The sequence below is a fragment of the Ensifer sp. CCNWLY38 genome (genome assembly GCF_037120565.1).
GTDB classification, from domain to species: domain Bacteria; phylum Pseudomonadota; class Alphaproteobacteria; order Rhizobiales; family Rhizobiaceae; genus Ensifer; species Ensifer adhaerens_H.
Genome location: NZ_JBBBBO010000013.1, coordinates 19957 through 36575, shown reverse-complemented (window position 1 = coordinate 36575; position 16619 = coordinate 19957). Strand labels below are relative to the sequence as shown.

Sequence of the window (16619 nt, the reverse complement as noted above, 5' to 3'; positions counted from 1 at the left end):
TCATGGCGCCCAGGGCAAGTTGGAAAGGTTACCTTAAACTCAGTCTCGTCAGTTGCCCCGTGAGGCTCTATCCGGCGACCAGCTCGAGCGAACGCATCAGCTTCAATCAGCTTCATAAGGACACCCACAACCGGATCAACATGAAACCGGTCGACCCGGAGCTCGGCCTCGTCGAGCGCTCGGACCTAGTCAAGGGTTACGAATACGAAGACAAGAAATACATCATCATCGAGGACGCTGATCTCGATAGCGTCAGGATCGAGTCCAACCACACCATGAACATCGAGGCCTTCGTCGATGAAGGGTCCGTCGATGTGATCTACCAGGACGCGCCCTATTACCTGGCGCCCGACGGCGCGATGGCGGAGGAAACCTTCGTCGTGCTGCGTGAGGCGTTGAAAAAAAGCGGCAAACTCGCGATCGCGCGTCTGGTGCTTTCGAGCCGCGAGCGGGTTGTGACGATCGGTTCACGCGAAACCGGAATGTTCGTGTGTACTCTGAGAAATCCGAGCGAAGTGCGTGGAACTGCTGAGTATTTTGGCAACATCCCTGTCGGTCATCCAGATCCGGAAATGCTGCAGCTTGCCGAAGCGCTGATCCAGCAGAAGATGACGGTCTTCGATCCGAAGAACTATGAGGATCGTTACGAGATCGCGCTGATGAAGATGATCCGCGAGAAGCTCAAAGGTCATAAGCCGATCATTGCGGCAGCACCGGAACGTGGCAACGTCATCAATCTCATGGATGCCCTGAAGGCGAGCCTGTCGCAGTCGAAGCCACCGGCGAAGAGCAAGTCCAAGGCCGAGCCGGCGGCGAAGGAAACGGCCAAGGCGGCAACCCCGGCTGCGGCCAAGCGGACGGCGGCAAAACCGACCGCGAAGAAGAAAGCCTGATGGCCGTTGCAGGCCAGACATTCGGTATCGTCGGGGGCCTCTCGGCCTTCCCGCGGCGACTTGTGGCGCGGGAAGTGGAGCGACAGTTCGGTCACTTGCGGCGCGGCGTCACGCGCCAGACGACGTATCTGGTGTTCGGCCGGAACCTGCTAGCGAAGTCGAGCGAAGCGGAGATCGAAGCCCGTTTCGATGCGGAACATGCGGCGGGGCGATGGCTCGTCAGCGAGAACGGATTCCTTCGTCTCCTCGGGCTGATGTCGGTGCCTATAGCGTCCGCACTCACACGTCAGTCTCTGATCGATCAGGCCAAACTTTCTCCGCGGACCTTCGATCTCCTATGCTTGTTCGATGCTTTCGAGCATGACAGCGAGCCCTTTTCTTTCCGCGACCTCATCCTCGCCAGAAAGTATGCGGAACTGATTGGAAGCGGCGCGAATTGGAGTGCAATCGCCCGATCCGTTCATCGTTCGGGACAGGTCGCTTCGTTGACGGCGCTTTCGCTGCATAGTGGCGGTCCCGATGCGATCTACGCGCGGAGTGCCGAGGGGCTGAGCGAGCTCAACGGGCAATTGCTCTTCGATCTCGGCACGCCCGATGATGCCGCCCTGGAAGATCTCTTCGACTTGGCCGAGGAGGCGGAGGCGAATGGCGACTACGAGGAGGCTGCCGCCTTCTATCAGCGCTATCTCGCCATGGACCGGACGGATTCGGTTGCGGCTTTCAACCGTGCCAATTGCCTGAAGGCTGCGGGACGGGAGCTGGATGCGGCGCATGACTACGCCCGCGCCATCAAGCTCGATCCATCCTTCGTCGAGGCGTGGTTCAACCTTGCCGGGCTGATGAGTGAACGGGGACGGATCGACGCTGCCCGCAGGCACCTCAGGAAGGCAATCGAGCTCGACGGCGACTATGCCGACGCCATATTCAATCTGGCGAAACTCGAATTCGATGCCGGTGATCTCGGCGAAGCCAGGCGCTGGTGGAGCCGCTATCTCGAACTCGATAGCGATAGCGAATGGGCGCGAACGGCGGAACGCGGCGTGCAGTATGTCGATCTGCAAGGCCGTCCAAGGACAGCGGGCTGATATGGGCGACAAATTCCTTTTCGACGGACCTGATGATGCTGATGTCACCATCCTTCTAGCCCATGGCGCCGGCGCGCCGATGGATTCCGCCTCGATGACCGCGACCGCCAGGGCGCTTGCAGCCGTCGGCTTCCGCGTCGCCCGCTTCGAGTTCGGGTACATGGCGGCGCGGCGGACGTCGGACGGGCGCAAGCCCCCGCCGCGCGCCGAGACGCTCAATCCGGAATATGTCGCCGCCATCGAAGCGCTTGATTCGAAGGGGCCGCTCATCATCGGCGGCAAGTCGATGGGTGGGCGAGTTGCGAGCATGGTCGCCGACCAACTCCACGCGTCCGGCAAGATCACCGGGCTGCTCTGCCTCGGCTATCCCTTCCACCCGCCGGCAAAGCCCGAACAGTTGCGCACCAAACATTTGGCTGGGCTGAAGACGCCAACCCTGATCTGTCAGGGGACCCGTGACGAGTTCGGCACCCGCGAGGAGGTTCCGGGCTATACGCTTTCCGACGCGATCGAAGTCCTGTGGCTCGAGGACGGCGACCATGACCTGAAGCCGCGCAAGAGCCTTTCCGGCTTTTCGGCGGCCGATCACTTAAGGACCGTGGCCGATGCGGTGGCGGCCTGGGCCGCCCGACTGACGCGCTGATCTGACCGCCGGGATGAAGATCGCCACCTTCAACATCAACGGCATCAACAAGCGGCTCGATAACCTGATCGCCTGGCTAGACGAGGCGAAGCCTGACATCGTTTGCCTGCAGGAATTGAAAGCGACCGACCGCCAGTTTCCGCGCTCGGCGATCGAGGCGGCCGGCTATGGCGCGGTCTGGCAGGGGCAATCCGCCTGGAACGGCGTGGCGATCCTCGCTCGCGACAGCGAGCCGGTCCTGACCCGCGTCGGGCTCGACGGTGATCCCTCGGACAACCAGGCTCGCTATATCGAGGCTGCCGTCAGCGGCGTCCTGGTTGCCTGCCTCTATGCGCCCAACGGCAACCCGCAGCCTGGCCCCAAGTTCGCCTATAAGCTCGCCTGGCATGAGCGCCTGGCCAAACATGCCGCCGAACTCTTCGCTCTCGATGTGCCTGTTGTGCTTGCCGGCGACTACAACATTGTGCCGGAGCTGCGCGACATCTACCCGACAAGCTCCTACGACGACAACGCGCTGGTGCAGCCGGAAAGCCGTGAGGCGTTCCGTGCGCTTCTTGATCAGGGCTGGCTCGATGCGCTGCGCAAGGTCTATCCGAAGGAACAGCTTTTTACGTTCTGGGATTATCGCCGGAACCGGTGGCAGCGCGACGCGGGGCTCCGGCTCGATCATATGCTGCTCAGCCGCAAGCTGTCCCGCAAGCTCATTGGCGCCGGCATCGACCGCGAGGTTCGCGGCATGGAGGGCGCGAGCGACCACGCGCCGGTATGGATCACGCTGCGCGATTGATGTGGCGATATCGCGGGAGTGAAGCTGAGAGTCTGCGCGCAGCGATGACAGTGTTTCGCATCGTCAGCGGCTATTCGCAGACTTCATCCGGATTACACCCGGTCCGGCAGGTGGATGGATGCGCCGAACCGCGAACGTCCAAGCTAACCAACACAAAGGAGAACCGCATGAAAATCAGTGCACGCAATCGCCTCAAGGGCAAGATCGTCGAAGTGATCAAGGGCGCTACCACCGCCCACGTTCGTATCGACGTCGGCGGCTCGATCGTGACTGCAGCAATCACCAACGAGTCGGTTGACGAGTTGGGTCTGAAGGTCGGCGGCGAGGCCTACGCGGTCATCAAGGCTTCGGACGTCATGGTTGGGATTGACTGACAAGTCTAAGGAAGGGCGCGTGGGGTCTTCCGTCGCGCCCATCCGGATCGGCATCGGATCACGCCTTCTGGCAATGATGCGGGCCGCGGTCGTCGGTCTCGAAGTCGCCGCGCTGAGGCGGCGCGATCGGCTTGAACAGGGTCCGGTCGGGCTTCAGGTCAATAAGGGGTGTGCCGTCGAGGCAGTCGAGACCGCGCACGAGCAGCGTTGAGCCTTCCACAGCTTCAAGCTTGACGATCGACGTGCCGATCGGATTGGGGCGCACGGGCGAGCGCAGCGAAAACGTCCCATGCACTTCACCGTTGCTGGCGGGGCTTTGCAACACCAGGTCGCGCCGTGATCGGTCGAGCCAGTAGAGGATCTCCAGCCGCTCGAACGCTTCCACGCCCTTCAGCGCCAGAACCCAGGGATCGAAGATTTCGATGCGAGCGGACCGTCATGGCGGCCCTGGCGCGGCGTTTCCATGCGCGAGGTCCAGGGTGTCGCGATGCGGCCGATGAAGACGAGGCCGGCATCGGTTGCCGCGGGCGGTTCCACCGCCACCTCGTTCTCACGGATTTCATTCTGGCGAACCATAGTCTGCTCCTTTCCCTATAGAGTGTTCGGCCAACCGTGGCGCACACAGGCAGGCCGCGCTGCCGTCGATCGAGCCGATCACCACATCGATGTCGTAGAGTTTTTTCAGGGCAGCGGGTGTCAACACGGCCTTCGGCACGCCGAGTGCTGCAAGCTTCGAGGCGTGGAGGAGGGCGACGCGATCTGCGACCAGAAAGGCATGATCCGGATTATGCGTCGAGAGCACGACCGAGAGCCCGCGCGCCGCCAGCGCCCGGATGTGCGAGAGAACCCGCATCTGGTTGCCGTAGTCGAGATTGGCCGTCGGCTCGTCCATGACGAGGATGGAGGGTTCCTGCGCAAGCGCGCGGGCAATCAGAGCCATCTGGCGCTCGCCGCCACTGATCTCGGTGTAGGGCCGTGCCGCGAGCTGAGTCATGCCAAGCCCGTCAAGCGCTTCCATTGCGATCCGGTGATCGCGGGAGTCAGGCGAAGAAAACGGTGCGAGGTGAGGGGCTCGGCCCATCAGCACTACCTCCAGCACTGTGAAGGGGAAGAGCGCCGCATGCGCCTGCGGAACATAGGCGATTTGTTTGGCGCGCTCACGTCGGGACCAGGCGGAAAGCGGCTTCTTGTCCAGGAGAATGTCGCCGGCCTTGACCGGCAGAAGGCCGAGAACGGTCTTGAACAGCGTCGTCTTGCCGGTGCCGTTGGGGCCGAGCAGGGCCAGAACCTCTCCGGCCGCAAGCGACAAGGAGATATCCTCACCCACGGTCCGAGCACCATAGCCAAAGGCGAGATCCCTGATCTCGAGCGTCATTGCCAGGCCCTCCGGCCGGAAGCGAGCAGCCACAGGAAGAACGGCGCGCCGACGGCGGCCGTCAGGATGCCGAGCGGCACTTCGATAAGCGCGATGCTGCGCGCCAGCATGTCGACGATCAACAGGTACGCGCCCCCTAAAACCATCGAGGCGGGCAGCAGCCGGCGGAAATCCGGACCGACCAGCATGCGCGCAATATGCGGGATGACGAGGCCGATCCAGCCGATGATGCCGCAAATGGAGACGGCGGCCGCGGTGATCAGCGTTGCCGCAGCGACAAGGGCCGCGCGGGTGAGGCGCGTGTCGATGCCTAGCGTCTGGGCCTCCTCGTCACCGAGCGTCATCAGGTTCATGCGCCAGCGAAGCAGCACAAGCGGCACCAGCCCGATCAGCAGCGCCGGCAGGATCGATGCCACGTCGAGACGGGTGATCGCCGTCAGGCTGCCGAGCAGCCAGTAAGTGATCGCCGGCAACTGGTCGTAGGGATCGGCAAGGATCTTGATCAGCGCTATGCCTGAGCCGACCAGGGCGCCGATGGCGATCCCCGCCAGCACCAATGTCAGGGCCGGATCGCGTCCGGGGATCGCCACGCCCACGGCATAGACAGCGGCGACCGCCAGCAGCCCTCCGGCAAAACTCATCGCCTGGATTGCGAGGACCGGCACGGAGAGAAAGATGCCGACGACGGCGCCGAGGCTCGCGCCGCCGGAAACGCCGAGAATGTCGGGGGAGACAAGGGGATTGCGGAACAGTCCCTGATAGGTGGCGCCCGCTGCCGCGAGCGCCGCGCCGACCAGCAGTGCTCCCACGACCCGCGGCAGCCGCACGTTCCAGAGCACTGTTGAGAGCACGGGGTCGGTTGCCTCCCCCGAGGCGGCGGCGCGTAGCGCGCGCCAAATCTCCGACGGGCCGGCATATTTACCGATCGACATCGACACCAGAGCCAGCAAGAAGAGCCCGCCGACGAAAAGCCAGAGGCGGCCCTTGCTCTCGTCCGCGATCATTTCCGACGTTTCCTGTCTCCGGTTCATTTCGAAGCGGGCACCGCCCCCTTCAGCAGCATGGCCACTTGTTCGTCCGTCAGATCGACCTGGTAGAACAGCTTGTAAAAATCGCGGGTCTCAGCCACGAGATCACCGTTGAAGCTATCGGGATAGAACAGCTTCTGCAGCCACACGACGCCAATCAATCGGTTGATGGCGGGCGGCGAATCGAACCAGCCATAGGGCAGGGACGGCGCGGTGAACACCCGGCCGTTGGCGACTGCCTTGACGTCGCCCCAGAGCGGATCCTTCTTCACCGAGGCCGCAAACTTGCCGCTTGCGGCGATGACGAAATCCGGGTTCCAAGACAGGACCTGTTCGAGTGAGACCTGAGTCAAGCTGCCCTTGCCCGCGGCAGCCGCCACGTTCTCGGCGCCAACGGCTTCGAGGATCTCGACATTGATCGAACCGGAAAGGCCGGTTTCCAGCCCTTCCGGGCCGCGGCCATAGTAGACGCGTGGCCGCTGATCCCCAGGGATTTTGGCAAGGCTGGCGTTCAGGCCCTTGATCCGCTGATCGGCATAGGTCGCGAGCGTTTCTGCGCGTTCGGTCACGCCAAACAGGGCGCCTACATCGCGCAGCGTCTTGCCGCTCTCGGCGAAGCTGCCGTCGATCAGCACGTAAGGAATGCCGGTCTGCGCCTGCACCTTGTCGGCGAGCGAACGGTAGGTCTCGTTCACAGCACCGACGTCGAGAATGATATCCGGCTTGGCGGCGAGCACCGCCTCGACATTGGCGCTGCCACCTTTACCGGTCAACTGGCCATAGGTCGGCAGGTCGCGGACCGACGGCATCAGGTATGCCTTTTGCTCATCTGTTGGCTCACGCACCCAGCCGGCGAGCTTGTCCGGCGCCAGTACATAGGTCAGCACCGAAGCCGGCGGACCGGCGGCAAGCACGCGGGTGATGGTGTCTGGAATCTCGACTGTTCGTCCGGCGGCGTCGGTGATCGTACGCGCCTCGGCAGCGGCCGAGGCAAGGCCGAGCATGGCAGAGAAGATTATCGCAAGAGATTTCAACATGGAGGCCACGATAGCGAGAGGGATCGGTCGGTGCGCACTATGGCACGCCGTTATATCTCATGGAATATATTGCCTGAAAAATCGCAGCGAACGAACGGAACGATGCGGCGCAGGCGGTGCGCATTGCGGCATCCCGGCAAGCGGCGGTCGGCCGTTGCCATCCTCTTCTTTTCCAATCTCTTTTTGAGATGGCGCGATCGAATAAGTCTATTTGTCAAATCGGCGAGCCATCGACATTGTCCCGGTCGAGGAGAAACTCTTTTAGGACATCGCCGTGGAATACACTCGCTTTGGCCAGACCGGCCTGAAGACGTCATCCCTTTGCCTTGGCACCATGGGCCTCGGTTCTTCCAAGTGGAAGGGCTGGGTTCTCGATGAAAGCCGCTCTGTGCCGGTCTTGAAGGCCGCGCTGGACGCGGGCATCAATTTCTTCGACATGGCCGACTGGTACTCGACCGGGCTCAACGAACGGGTCGTCAGCCGCACGCTGCTGTCGATGACCAGCCGCGAAAACCTGGTGCTGACGACCAAGGCCTTCTATCCGATGAGCGACAGCCCGAACGACAAGGGCCTTTCGCGCAAGCACCTTTTGAAGTCGATCGACCGTTCGCTGGAGCAGATGGGCACCGACTATGTCGATATTTACATGGTCCATGCTTTCGATCCGGACACGCCGATCGAGGAAACCATGTCGGCGCTGCACGACATCGTCAAATCCGGCAAGGCGCGCTACCTCGGTGCCTCGACCATGTATGCTTGGCAGTTCGCCAAGATGAACCACATTGCCGAGAAGAACGGCTGGACGCCGTTCATCAACATGCAGTGCCAGTACTCGCTGCTCTACCGCGAGGAAGAGCGCGAGATGATGCCCTACTGCAAGGACGAAGGCATCGCGGTCACGACCTTCTCGCCGCTGGCACGCGGCTATCTTGCCGGCGGCGGCTCCGCCCCCCGCATCGCGCATGATCTTTACCTCGATTGGTTCGGCGACGAGATCGACCAAGAGATCGCCCGCCGGGTGAACGAACTGGCGCGCAAGTACGGCAAGACCGCAAGCCAGATCGCCCAGGCCTGGGTCATCGGCTCCGGCAACAGCACGGTACCGATCTTCGGCGCCGAAAGCGCCGAGCAGGTCGGGGGCGCGCTCGAGGCGGCGAAGATCGAACTCGACGCCGGCGACCGCGCCTATCTCGAGGAGCCCTACCGGCCGCGCGACATGATCAACGATTACAACCCGGTCCGCCGTCCGCGCGCGCTTTCGGTGCCGGCTGCGCCCCTGGCCGTGGCGTCCTGATCGATTTCCTCATTCTGGAGAATACCCGTGCTTTACATCGGCGAAGGTTTCGAGGGCTCCGGCCCCAATGCAGCGCATATCAATCTCTATCTCGGTCCGAAGGATGGTCCGATCGCGGGCGCTCTGGCGACCGCTGCGGCAAGCCCTGGCCCCGGCCACCTGCCTTTCCAGGCGATCCTGAAACCCAACCTGCCGGCAAAGCCGGTGACGCTCTTCATTGCCAAGGCCGTGCTGCAGCCCGGTACGCATGAGACGATGACCTGGGGCCCGGCCCAGGCGGGCGTTGCAGCGGGGATCACCGCGGCACTGCTCGACGGCACGCTGCCCGCCGAAGCCGAGGATGATTGGCTGGCGATCGCGGCGGTTTGGGTGAACCCGACGGCCGATGACGCAGAAGCGGTATACGCGCACAACAAGACTGCGACGCACATGGCCGCCAAGCGCGCACTGACGCGCAACTGGCCCTCGCGCGACGAGTTGAAGCAGGGTCTGCTGACCGTCGGCAATCCTTTCTTCACGCCGAAGGCTGCCTGATCCATGCAGCTTATCGAACGCCAGGCCCTGGTGGGCGGAGAGTGGAAAGACGCCACCTACGAGAAGCGGTTTTCCGTCCTCAACCCCGCCGACGGGAGCGAGATCACACGGGTTGCCGATTGCGGAGCCACGGAGGCGCAGCAGGCGCTGGATGCTGCTGAGATCGCATTTCGGAGCTGGCGGCAGACCACGGCCGCCCAGCGCTCCGACGTGCTGCGCCGCTGGGCCGGGTTGATGCTCGCCCGGCAGGAGGAGCTTGCACGCCTCCTGACTGCCGAGCAGGGCAAGCCGCTGGCGGAGGCCCGTGGCGAAGTCGCCTATGCCGCCGGCTTCCTGACCTGGTTTGCGGAAGAAGGCCGCCGCTCCCACGGCGGCGTCGTGCCGCCGCACCGGAGCGACGCTCGCATCGTCGTTATGAAGGAACCGGTTGGCGTCGTCGCGGCGGTCACGCCCTGGAATTTCCCGCTGGCGATGATCACCCGCAAGATCGGTCCGGCGCTTGCGGCCGGCTGCACGATCGTCATCAAGCCTGCTGAAGACACGCCGCTTTCGGCACTGGCGCTCGCCCGTCTTGGCGAGGAGGCCGGCGTTCCCGCCGGCGTCGTCAGCATAGTCACGACCAAGAGCCCGGCAGACGTCGTCGGCGTCTGGATGGCAAGCCCGGTCGTGCGCAAGTTTTCCTTCACCGGGTCGACTGCGACCGGCAAGCTGCTGATGCGGCAATGCGCCGACACGGTGAAACGCGTCAGCCTCGAACTCGGCGGCAACGCGCCGCTGATCGTCTTCGACGATGCCGATATCGAGCTTGCGGTTCGCGGCACGATCGCCTCGAAGTTCCGCAACACCGGACAGACCTGTGTCTGCGCCAACCGAATCCTGGTCGAGGACGGGATCTACGACCGCTATGCCGCCGCCCTCAGCGAGGCCGTCTCGGCGCTGAAGGTTGCACCCGGTGTGGAAGATGGTGCCGCGCAGGGGCCACTGATCAACGCGGTCGCACTTACCAAGGTCGAGCGCCACGTCGCCGATGCGACGGGCAAGGGCGCGCGCGTCTTGACCGGAGGCAGGCCCCACCAGCGCGGCGGTCTGTTCTACGCCCCGACGGTTCTTCGCGACGTGACGCCGGACATGGCATTGGCGCAGGAGGAAACCTTCGGACCGGTGGCCGGTCTCTTCCGGTTCCGCGGCGAAGACGAGGCGATCGCGCTGGCAAACGCAACGGAAACAGGACTTTCTGCCTATTTCTTCACACGTGACATCGGCCGCGCCTGGCGTGTTGCCGGTGCGCTCGAAGCGGGCATGGTCGGCATCAATGAAGGGGTGATTTCGACCGAAGTCGCGCCCTTTGGCGGAATCAAGCAATCGGGTCTCGGCCGTGAAGGCGCAAGCGAAGGCCTCGATGAGTATTTGGAAAGCAAATACGTGCTCTTCGGAGGGCTCTCGGTACTGTAAGAGATCGCTCCCCGCCCGAACAGAAAGGATCCGACCATGGATCGCCGTCGCCTCCCTCTCAATGCCCTGCGCGCCTTCGAGGCCGTGGCGCACTACAACAGCTTCACCGACGCCGCGAATGCTCTCAACATTTCGCAGAGCGCGCTCTCGCGCCATGTCATCGGGCTGGAGGAAACGCTCGGCCACAAGCTGTTCGAGCGGGGGCACAAGTCGATCGCGCTGACGGTCGAAGGCCGGGCGCTGCTGTCAGGCGTGGTCAAGGGTTTCGACCGGATCGAGCAGGCGCTCCGGGAGGTTGGCCAAAGCGACGGGCAGAAGCGCAAGCTGCGCATCAACCTGCCGCCGAGCTTCGCCATGAAGCTTACCGTGCCGCTGCTCACCGATTTCCGGCGCAGCTTCCCGGAGGTGCTGCTTGAGGTCTCGACGCCTTATGGCGGGCCGAACAGCGAGTTCGATCTTGCCGTGGTCTATACGCGGCCGACAGTCGACGAGTGGATCACCGACCTTCTTTGGGAGGAGCGTCCGACGATCCTCTGCCACCCGGATCTGACGCGCAATGGTTCGGCCGATATCGCTGCCTTCATCGCCGAAAACGAGATCGTCCATATCAAGATCGTCGATCTCGATCCGCACCACATGTGGCAGCGTTTCGTGCTGCAGAACGGCATCACCGATGTTTCGACCGATCGCGGCGTGACCTTCGACAGCGCCAGTCTCGCCGTCCAGTACGTGCTTTCGGGACACGGCCTTGTGCTTGTCGATCCGGTGCTCTTCCGGGAGGAACTCGAGAGCGGGCGGCTCGCCGCACCCTTCGATGCCGACTACTACGAGGGCTTTGGCTACTACCTCAAAATCGATGCCGACGGGCTGGCGGACCCGCTGATCGCCGGGTTCCGCTCCTGGCTCATCAGTCGGTTCAGAAACAACGGTCGGCCGGATGGCCACCGCAGAGGCTTGCGCGTGATCGGTGGGACCGACAGCGCCTAAACAAAATCAAATCATGGAGGAGGAAACATGAAAGATCTGAAGACAAACAGCGGCCAACCGCTTCATTCGTCCGTCAAGGACCTGGTTGAGCAAGTCCGCTCCGGCGCGATCGACCGCCGCTCGTTCCTGCGCGCCAGCGCCTGGCTCGGCGTCTCCGTCGCATCGGCCAGTGCCTTTGCCGGCATGAAGGGCGAGGCGTTTGCCCAAACGGAAACGCCCGTTGACGGTGGCAAACTGCGCTTTGCCTGCCAGACCCAGGAGCTGACCGATCCGATGCTTTCGAGCTGGATCGAGGCTTCCAACCTCTATCGCAACTGCCTCGAATTTCTGACCTACGTCGATGCCGACAACATCACCCATCCCTACCTTGCCAAGAGCTGGACGCCGTCTGAGGACCTGAAGGTCTGGGACTTCGAACTGGACGAGCGCGCCAAGTGGTCGAACGGCGACGCCTTCACTCCCGAGGATGTGATCTTCAACATCGAGCGCTGGATAGCGCCGGACTCGCAGTCTTCGAACAAGACGGCATTTTCCGCCGTCGAGAAGGTGGAGAAGACCGGCGATCACAGCGTACGCATCACGCTGTCGCGTGGTGTGTCCTCGCTGCCCGAGCAGCTTTATTCCTACACCTGCCCGATGGTGCATCTTAATTTCGTCAAGGACGGCGCGAACTGGCCGGCGAACCCGATCGGAACTGGTCCGTTTAAACTCGCGAGCTTCGAGGTCGGCCGTCAGGCCGTGTTCACCAAGCGGGCGGACTATTGGGGAACGCCGGCGCACCTCGACGAGATCCACTACATCGACATGGGCACCGATGTGACGACGCATCTGGCGGCTCTCGCAAGCGGGCAGATCGACGTGATCTATCGCGCCAGCATTGCCGAATACGACCTGATGAAGTCGCTGCCGAACATCCATGTGTTGAAGGCCAATCCGGCGCATACGCTGGTCATGCGCATGCAGGTGGACGCCAAGCCGTTCGACGACGTCCGCGTCCGCAAGGCTATCCAGCTCGCGGCCGACAACAAGCAGATGCTCGACGTCGCCTATCGCGGCGAGGGGGTGATCGGTGCCAACGTGCACGTCTCTCCGACGCAGCCCGACTATTTCCCGCTGGAACCGGTCACCCGTGATGTCGAGAAGGCGAAGGCATTGCTTGCCGAGGCCGGCTACAAGGACGGGCTCGACATCGAGATCACGCTCGGCAATACGCAGGGCAAATGGGAGCAGGACACCGCCCAGGTACTGCAGCAGAACCTGGCCGAAGCCGGCATCCGGCTGAAGCTCAACGTGCTTCCGGCCTCGCAGTACTGGCCGGTCTGGGACAAGGTTCCCTTTGGTCTGACCTACTGGGCCCATCGCCCGCTCGGCTCGATGACGCTGGATCTTGCCTATCGCTCCGGCGGCGCCTGGAACGAGAGCCGTTTTGCCAGCAAGGAATTCGACGCAGCGCTCGACAAGGCGATGGCGGTGGTCGATCCGGCAAAGCGCAGCGAGGCGATGAAAGAGGTCGAGCAGATCCTCCAGGACAACGCCGTCATGGTGCAGGCCTACTGGCCGAGCCGCTTCTGCGCAACGTCCAAGAAGGTCAGAAATTACAAGCTGCACCCGGCGGACTATTTCCGCATGGACGGCATCTGGCTCGCCCAGGCGTAATTTCTTTGCACGGGGCCGCAGATTCTGCGGCCCTATACCCACCCGGTAAGGAGTGGTTCCCAGTGACCCTGATCCTGTTTATCGCGCGCAAGCTCGGCGGCGCGGCGGCCGCCATGCTGACCGTGTCCTTCCTCGTGTACCTGGCGCTTGAGGTCAACGTCCAGGACGTTGCCGTCAAGGTGCTCGGCCAGTTCTCGACGGACGCTCAGCGTGCCGCCTGGCTGACGGCCAACGGCTATGACAATCCGTTTTTCATTCGCTATGGCCGTTGGCTGTGGTCCTTCATCACCGGAAACTGGGGCGAATCCACCTATTACCGGGCGCCGGTCATCGACCTCGTTCCCGACCGACTGGCCGCTTCCGGCCTTCTCGCCGGCGGGGCTTTGCTGGTCATGGTTCCGGTCGGCCTGCTCGCCGGTATTCTCGCCGGCATGCGGCCTGGCTCGCTCATCGACCGGGCCGTTTCGCTGCTATCGATCGTCACCACATCGATCCCAGATTTCGCTTCGGCCGTGTTTCTCTCGGCGGTCTTCGTCTTCTGGCTCAACTGGCTTCCGGGTGCGAGCACGATGCTCTCGGGCTTCTCGCTGAGTGAAATGGTACTGCCCGTGCTGGTCCTTGCCTTCTATTCGACGGGCTACCTGGCGCGCGTGACACGCGCCTCCATGGTGGAAGTCATGGGCACGCATTATATCCGCACCGCGCGTCTGAAGGGGGCGAGCCCGGCGCGGATCGTCTGGCGCCATGCGCTCAGAAATGCGCTGATCACGCCAGTCACCGTCATCATGCTGCAACTGCCGTGGCTGCTTTCCGGCGTCATCGTCGTCGAGGTCTTTTATGCCTACAAGGGTTTCGGCACGCTCCTCTACGACGCCGCTCTCAACAGCGACATCCGCCTCGTCGAAGCCTGCGCCATGGTCAGCGTTCTGGTGGTGGTCGCCACCCAGATCCTCTCCGACATCGCATATGGCTGGCTCAATCCCCGCGTTTCGCTTCTCGAAGCGGCCATGGGCAGCAAATAGGTCACCGACATGCGCAAATTTCTGCTTCCCTATCTTTCGAGCCCGATCACCGTCGTCGGCGGCCTGCTGAGCCTCGGCTGGCTGCTCACCGCGCTGCTCGCGCCGGTTCTCGCTCCCTATGATCCGATCAAGACGCTGATCCCGCTCGCAAAACCTGGCGCGCTCAATCCGGCCGGCGGCACCTTCTGGCTCGGCACCGACATGCTTGGTCGCGACATCCTCTCGCGGCTGATCTATGGCGCCCGCACCGTCGTGGTCTTTGCGACGCTCGCGACGTTGACGGCCTATTTCGTCGGCGTGACGCTTGGCCTTGCCGCCGGCTACTGGCGTGGCCGCTTTGATGCCGTGCTCTCCTATTTCGCCAACGTCGTGCTCTCCTTTCCGGTGCTGGTGCTCTACATCGTCATCATCGTGGTGATCGGCTCCTCGCCGTTCAACATCATCCTGGCGGTGACCTTCGGCAGTGGGCCGGCGATCTTTCGTATCGTGCGCGGCATCACCATCGATGTGGCGAGCCGCGACTATGTTTCGGCTGCAATTACGCAGGGCGAGAGCGCCTGGCGCATCATGCTCTTCGATATCCTGCCCAATGCCAGTGGTCCTCTCGCCGTCGATTTCTGCCTGCGGCTTGGCTACACCGCGATTACCATCGGCACGCTCGGTTTCCTGGGTCTCGGCCTGCCGCCGCCGACGCCGGATTGGGGCACCATGGTCAACGAAGGCCGCGGCATGGCGATTGCCTTCCCGCATCTAGTGATCTTTCCCTGCCTTGCAATCTCCTCGCTGATGCTTGGACTGAGCCTGCTGGCGGATGGATTGCGGGAAGTTTCCGACGCACAAGGACGGCGAGCATGACGACGGATGAAAGAAAACCGATCCTCAAGGTTGAAAACCTGAGCGTCACCTTGCCGAAGGGCGCCGATCGTCCCTTTGCGGTCAACGATGTCAGCTTTGACCTCAGGCCGGGCGAAATCCTCTGCGTCGTCGGCGAGTCCGGCTCCGGCAAGTCGGTGCTGTCGAGCGCATTGATGGGCGCGGTTCCGGAGGGGTTGAGGCTTGCCGGCGGGCAGGTGCTGCTCGAAGGCCAGGATCTGACGCGCCTGTCGGAGAAAGCGTTTCGGGCCATTCGCGGTCGCGACATCGCGATGATCTTCCAGGAGCCGATGGCTTCGCTCAATCCGGCAATGACCGTCGCGGCGCAGATCGAGGAAGTCTTCCTGCTGCATTCGGACTTCGATGCTGCCGAAAGGGCGAAGCGGGCGCGAGCGCTCGTCGAGGCGATGCGGCTGCCTAATCCGGACCGCATCCTCAAGGCCTATCCGCATCAGCTCTCGGGTGGCCAGTGCCAGCGCGTGGTGATCGCCATGGCGCTTGCCATGAGCCCGCGCATTTTGATTGCCGACGAGCCGACGACGGCGCTGGACGTGACGACCCAGGCACAGGTGCTCAAACTGATTGGCGAACTCAGGGACGTCCACGGCCACGGCATCGTCTTCATCACCCACGATTTCGGGGTCGTTGCCGATATCGCTGACCGGGTCGCGGTGATGAAGCACGGCGAGATCGTCGAGATCGGCGAGGCGAAGCAGGTACTGACGGCGCCGCAGCATCCCTACACCCAGGCGCTGATCGCGGCGGTCCCGAGCCTCGATCCGCACGATCGTCCGGCCGCACCGGCGGCCGAGCCCGTGCTTGCCGTGCGCGGCCTGCAGCATTCCTATGGCGCGCTTGCCGTCCTGAAGGATATCGATCTCAGCCTTGCGCCAGGCCGTGTCGTTTCGATCGTCGGAGAATCCGGTTGCGGAAAGTCGACGCTTGCCAAGGCGATGATCCGCCTGATTGAGGCAAAGGGCGGGCGTGTCGAGGTCGCGGGCACCGATATTCTGGCTCTGCCCGGCAAGAAGCTCGAGAAATATCGGCGCACGATCCAGATGATCTTCCAGGATCCCTTCGGGTCGCTCAATCCGCGTAGACGGGTCGGCCCGATGATCGCGCGCGCCGCACGCCTTGCGGGCGCGAGTTCGGGCGAAGCGCGGCGGCGGACGGAGGAGCTGCTTGATCTCGTCGGCCTGCACAAGAGCGCCTATTGGCGCAAGCCCGGCGCCTTCTCCGGTGGCCAGCGGCAGCGCATCGGCATTGCCCGTGCACTTGCCATGCAGCCGGATGTCCTGATTGCCGACGAAAGCGTCTCGGCGCTGGATGTCTCGGTGCAGGCGCAGGTGCTGGCGCTGCTTCGCGACCTGCAGGAGCGATTGCAACTCGCCATCGTCTTCATCACCCACGATCTTCGTGTCGCCGCCCAGATCAGCGATGAGATCGTGGTGATGCAGAAGGGCGAGATCGTCGAGCGCGGTACGGCCGCTATGGTGCTGCAGACGCCGAGCCATCCCTATACGAGGACGCTGCTTGAAGCGGCTCCCGGCCGCAGCACCTTCTGAGCTGAAAGTGAAAA

The 16619-nt window shown here is 63.1% G+C and carries 16 protein-coding genes and 1 pseudogene; 13 read left to right on the top strand and 4 right to left on the bottom strand.

Going from position 1 to position 16619, the window contains the following annotated elements:
* The first annotated feature begins 2 nt into the window (after positions 1–2).
* The 5 genes from ku (at position 3) to V7S54_RS25260 (ending at position 3782) form a co-directional block, all read left to right on the top strand.
* On the top strand, positions 3–893 hold the full coding sequence (ku, locus tag V7S54_RS25280) for a non-homologous end joining protein Ku (protein ID WP_065374812.1): 891 nt from the start codon (positions 3–5) through the stop codon (positions 891–893).
* The gene (locus tag V7S54_RS25275) at positions 893–1978 is read left to right on the top strand and encodes a tetratricopeptide repeat protein (protein WP_336409049.1); all 1086 of its coding nucleotides are present in this window, start codon (positions 893–895) and stop codon (positions 1976–1978) included. Before ku ends, V7S54_RS25275 begins: the two co-directional genes overlap by 1 nt.
* 1 nt (position 1979) lies before the next feature.
* Entirely contained in the window at positions 1980–2621 is a 642-nt protein-coding gene (locus V7S54_RS25270; RefSeq protein ID WP_336409050.1) for an alpha/beta hydrolase family protein, read from the top strand.
* A 13-nt stretch (positions 2622–2634) separates the two neighbouring features.
* Complete coding sequence (gene xth, locus V7S54_RS25265) at positions 2635–3408, top strand: exodeoxyribonuclease III (RefSeq protein WP_336409051.1); 774 nt, start codon at positions 2635–2637, stop codon at positions 3406–3408.
* Positions 3409–3575: 167 nt separating this feature from the next.
* Positions 3576–3782 carry a TOBE domain-containing protein gene (locus tag V7S54_RS25260; protein WP_034799649.1) on the top strand — a complete coding sequence of 69 codons (207 nt, stop codon included), beginning with the start codon at positions 3576–3578 and terminating at the stop codon, positions 3780–3782.
* 58 nt (positions 3783–3840) lie between these two features.
* On the opposite strand, the pseudogene tsaA reads toward V7S54_RS25260, so the two are convergent.
* The 4 genes and pseudogenes from tsaA to V7S54_RS25240 form a co-directional block, all read right to left on the bottom strand.
* A pseudogene (tsaA, locus tag V7S54_RS25255) lies at positions 3841–4358 on the bottom strand (tRNA (N6-threonylcarbamoyladenosine(37)-N6)-methyltransferase TrmO).
* Positions 4342–5157: an ABC transporter ATP-binding protein gene (locus V7S54_RS25250; protein ID WP_336409052.1), complete on the bottom strand. Its 816-nt coding sequence runs from the start codon at positions 5155–5157 to the stop codon at positions 4342–4344. The pseudogene tsaA and the gene V7S54_RS25250 overlap by 17 nt, the downstream one beginning before the upstream one ends.
* Positions 5154–6161, bottom strand: a complete 1008-nt coding sequence (locus tag V7S54_RS25245) for a FecCD family ABC transporter permease (protein WP_336409053.1) — start codon at positions 6159–6161, stop codon at positions 5154–5156. Before V7S54_RS25245 ends, V7S54_RS25250 begins: the two co-directional genes overlap by 4 nt.
* Before the next feature lie 23 nt (positions 6162–6184).
* Positions 6185–7222: an iron ABC transporter substrate-binding protein gene (locus V7S54_RS25240; RefSeq protein WP_336409054.1), complete on the bottom strand. Its 1038-nt coding sequence runs from the start codon at positions 7220–7222 to the stop codon at positions 6185–6187.
* A gap of 274 nt (positions 7223–7496) precedes the next feature.
* Between V7S54_RS25240 and V7S54_RS25235 the strand changes: the two genes are divergently transcribed.
* The 8 genes from V7S54_RS25235 to V7S54_RS25200 all read left to right on the top strand — a co-directional run bounded on the left by V7S54_RS25235 (position 7497) and on the right by V7S54_RS25200 (position 16605).
* Positions 7497–8516, top strand: a complete 1020-nt coding sequence (locus V7S54_RS25235; RefSeq protein WP_336409055.1) for an aldo/keto reductase — start codon at positions 7497–7499, stop codon at positions 8514–8516.
* 27 nt (positions 8517–8543) lie between these two features.
* Complete coding sequence (fae, locus tag V7S54_RS25230; RefSeq protein WP_065374822.1) at positions 8544–9050, top strand: formaldehyde-activating enzyme; 507 nt, start codon at positions 8544–8546, stop codon at positions 9048–9050.
* 3 nt (positions 9051–9053) lie between these two features.
* A complete protein-coding gene (locus V7S54_RS25225; protein WP_336409056.1) occupies positions 9054–10502 on the top strand; it encodes an NAD-dependent succinate-semialdehyde dehydrogenase in 1449 nt (482 codons plus the stop codon).
* 36 nt (positions 10503–10538) lie between these two features.
* A complete protein-coding gene (locus V7S54_RS25220; protein ID WP_336409057.1) occupies positions 10539–11489 on the top strand; it encodes a LysR substrate-binding domain-containing protein in 951 nt (316 codons plus the stop codon).
* 27 nt (positions 11490–11516) lie between these two features.
* A complete protein-coding gene (locus V7S54_RS25215; protein WP_336409058.1) occupies positions 11517–13145 on the top strand; it encodes an ABC transporter substrate-binding protein in 1629 nt (542 codons plus the stop codon).
* Between the two features lie 62 nt (positions 13146–13207).
* Complete coding sequence (locus V7S54_RS25210; protein WP_336409059.1) at positions 13208–14167, top strand: ABC transporter permease; 960 nt, start codon at positions 13208–13210, stop codon at positions 14165–14167.
* A 9-nt stretch (positions 14168–14176) separates the two neighbouring features.
* Entirely contained in the window at positions 14177–15022 is an 846-nt protein-coding gene (locus V7S54_RS25205; protein ID WP_336409060.1) for an ABC transporter permease, read from the top strand.
* Positions 15019–16605, top strand: a complete 1587-nt coding sequence (locus V7S54_RS25200) for an ABC transporter ATP-binding protein (RefSeq protein WP_336409061.1) — start codon at positions 15019–15021, stop codon at positions 16603–16605. The genes V7S54_RS25205 and V7S54_RS25200 overlap by 4 nt, the downstream gene beginning before the upstream one ends.
* Positions 16606–16619 lie beyond the last annotated feature (14 nt).

Coding starts and splice junctions, on each gene's coding strand:
- V7S54_RS25275 (WP_336409049.1), top strand. CDS start 893: ATGGCCGTTGCAGGCCAGACATTCGGTATCGTCGGGGGCCTCTCGGCC.
- V7S54_RS25240 (WP_336409054.1), bottom strand. CDS start 7,222: ATGTTGAAATCTCTTGCGATAATCTTCTCTGCCATGCTCGGCCTTGCC.
- xth (WP_336409051.1), top strand. CDS start 2,635: ATGAAGATCGCCACCTTCAACATCAACGGCATCAACAAGCGGCTCGAT.
- V7S54_RS25245 (WP_336409053.1), bottom strand. CDS start 6,161: ATGATCGCGGACGAGAGCAAGGGCCGCCTCTGGCTTTTCGTCGGCGGG.
- V7S54_RS25250 (WP_336409052.1), bottom strand. CDS start 5,157: ATGACGCTCGAGATCAGGGATCTCGCCTTTGGCTATGGTGCTCGGACC.
- V7S54_RS25260 (WP_034799649.1), top strand. CDS start 3,576: ATGAAAATCAGTGCACGCAATCGCCTCAAGGGCAAGATCGTCGAAGTG.
- V7S54_RS25270 (WP_336409050.1), top strand. CDS start 1,980: ATGGGCGACAAATTCCTTTTCGACGGACCTGATGATGCTGATGTCACC.
- V7S54_RS25200 (WP_336409061.1), top strand. CDS start 15,019: ATGACGACGGATGAAAGAAAACCGATCCTCAAGGTTGAAAACCTGAGC.
- ku (WP_065374812.1), top strand. CDS start 3: ATGGCGCCCAGGGCAAGTTGGAAAGGTTACCTTAAACTCAGTCTCGTC.
- V7S54_RS25220 (WP_336409057.1), top strand. CDS start 10,539: ATGGATCGCCGTCGCCTCCCTCTCAATGCCCTGCGCGCCTTCGAGGCC.
- V7S54_RS25225 (WP_336409056.1), top strand. CDS start 9,054: ATGCAGCTTATCGAACGCCAGGCCCTGGTGGGCGGAGAGTGGAAAGAC.
- V7S54_RS25205 (WP_336409060.1), top strand. CDS start 14,177: ATGCGCAAATTTCTGCTTCCCTATCTTTCGAGCCCGATCACCGTCGTC.
- V7S54_RS25215 (WP_336409058.1), top strand. CDS start 11,517: ATGAAAGATCTGAAGACAAACAGCGGCCAACCGCTTCATTCGTCCGTC.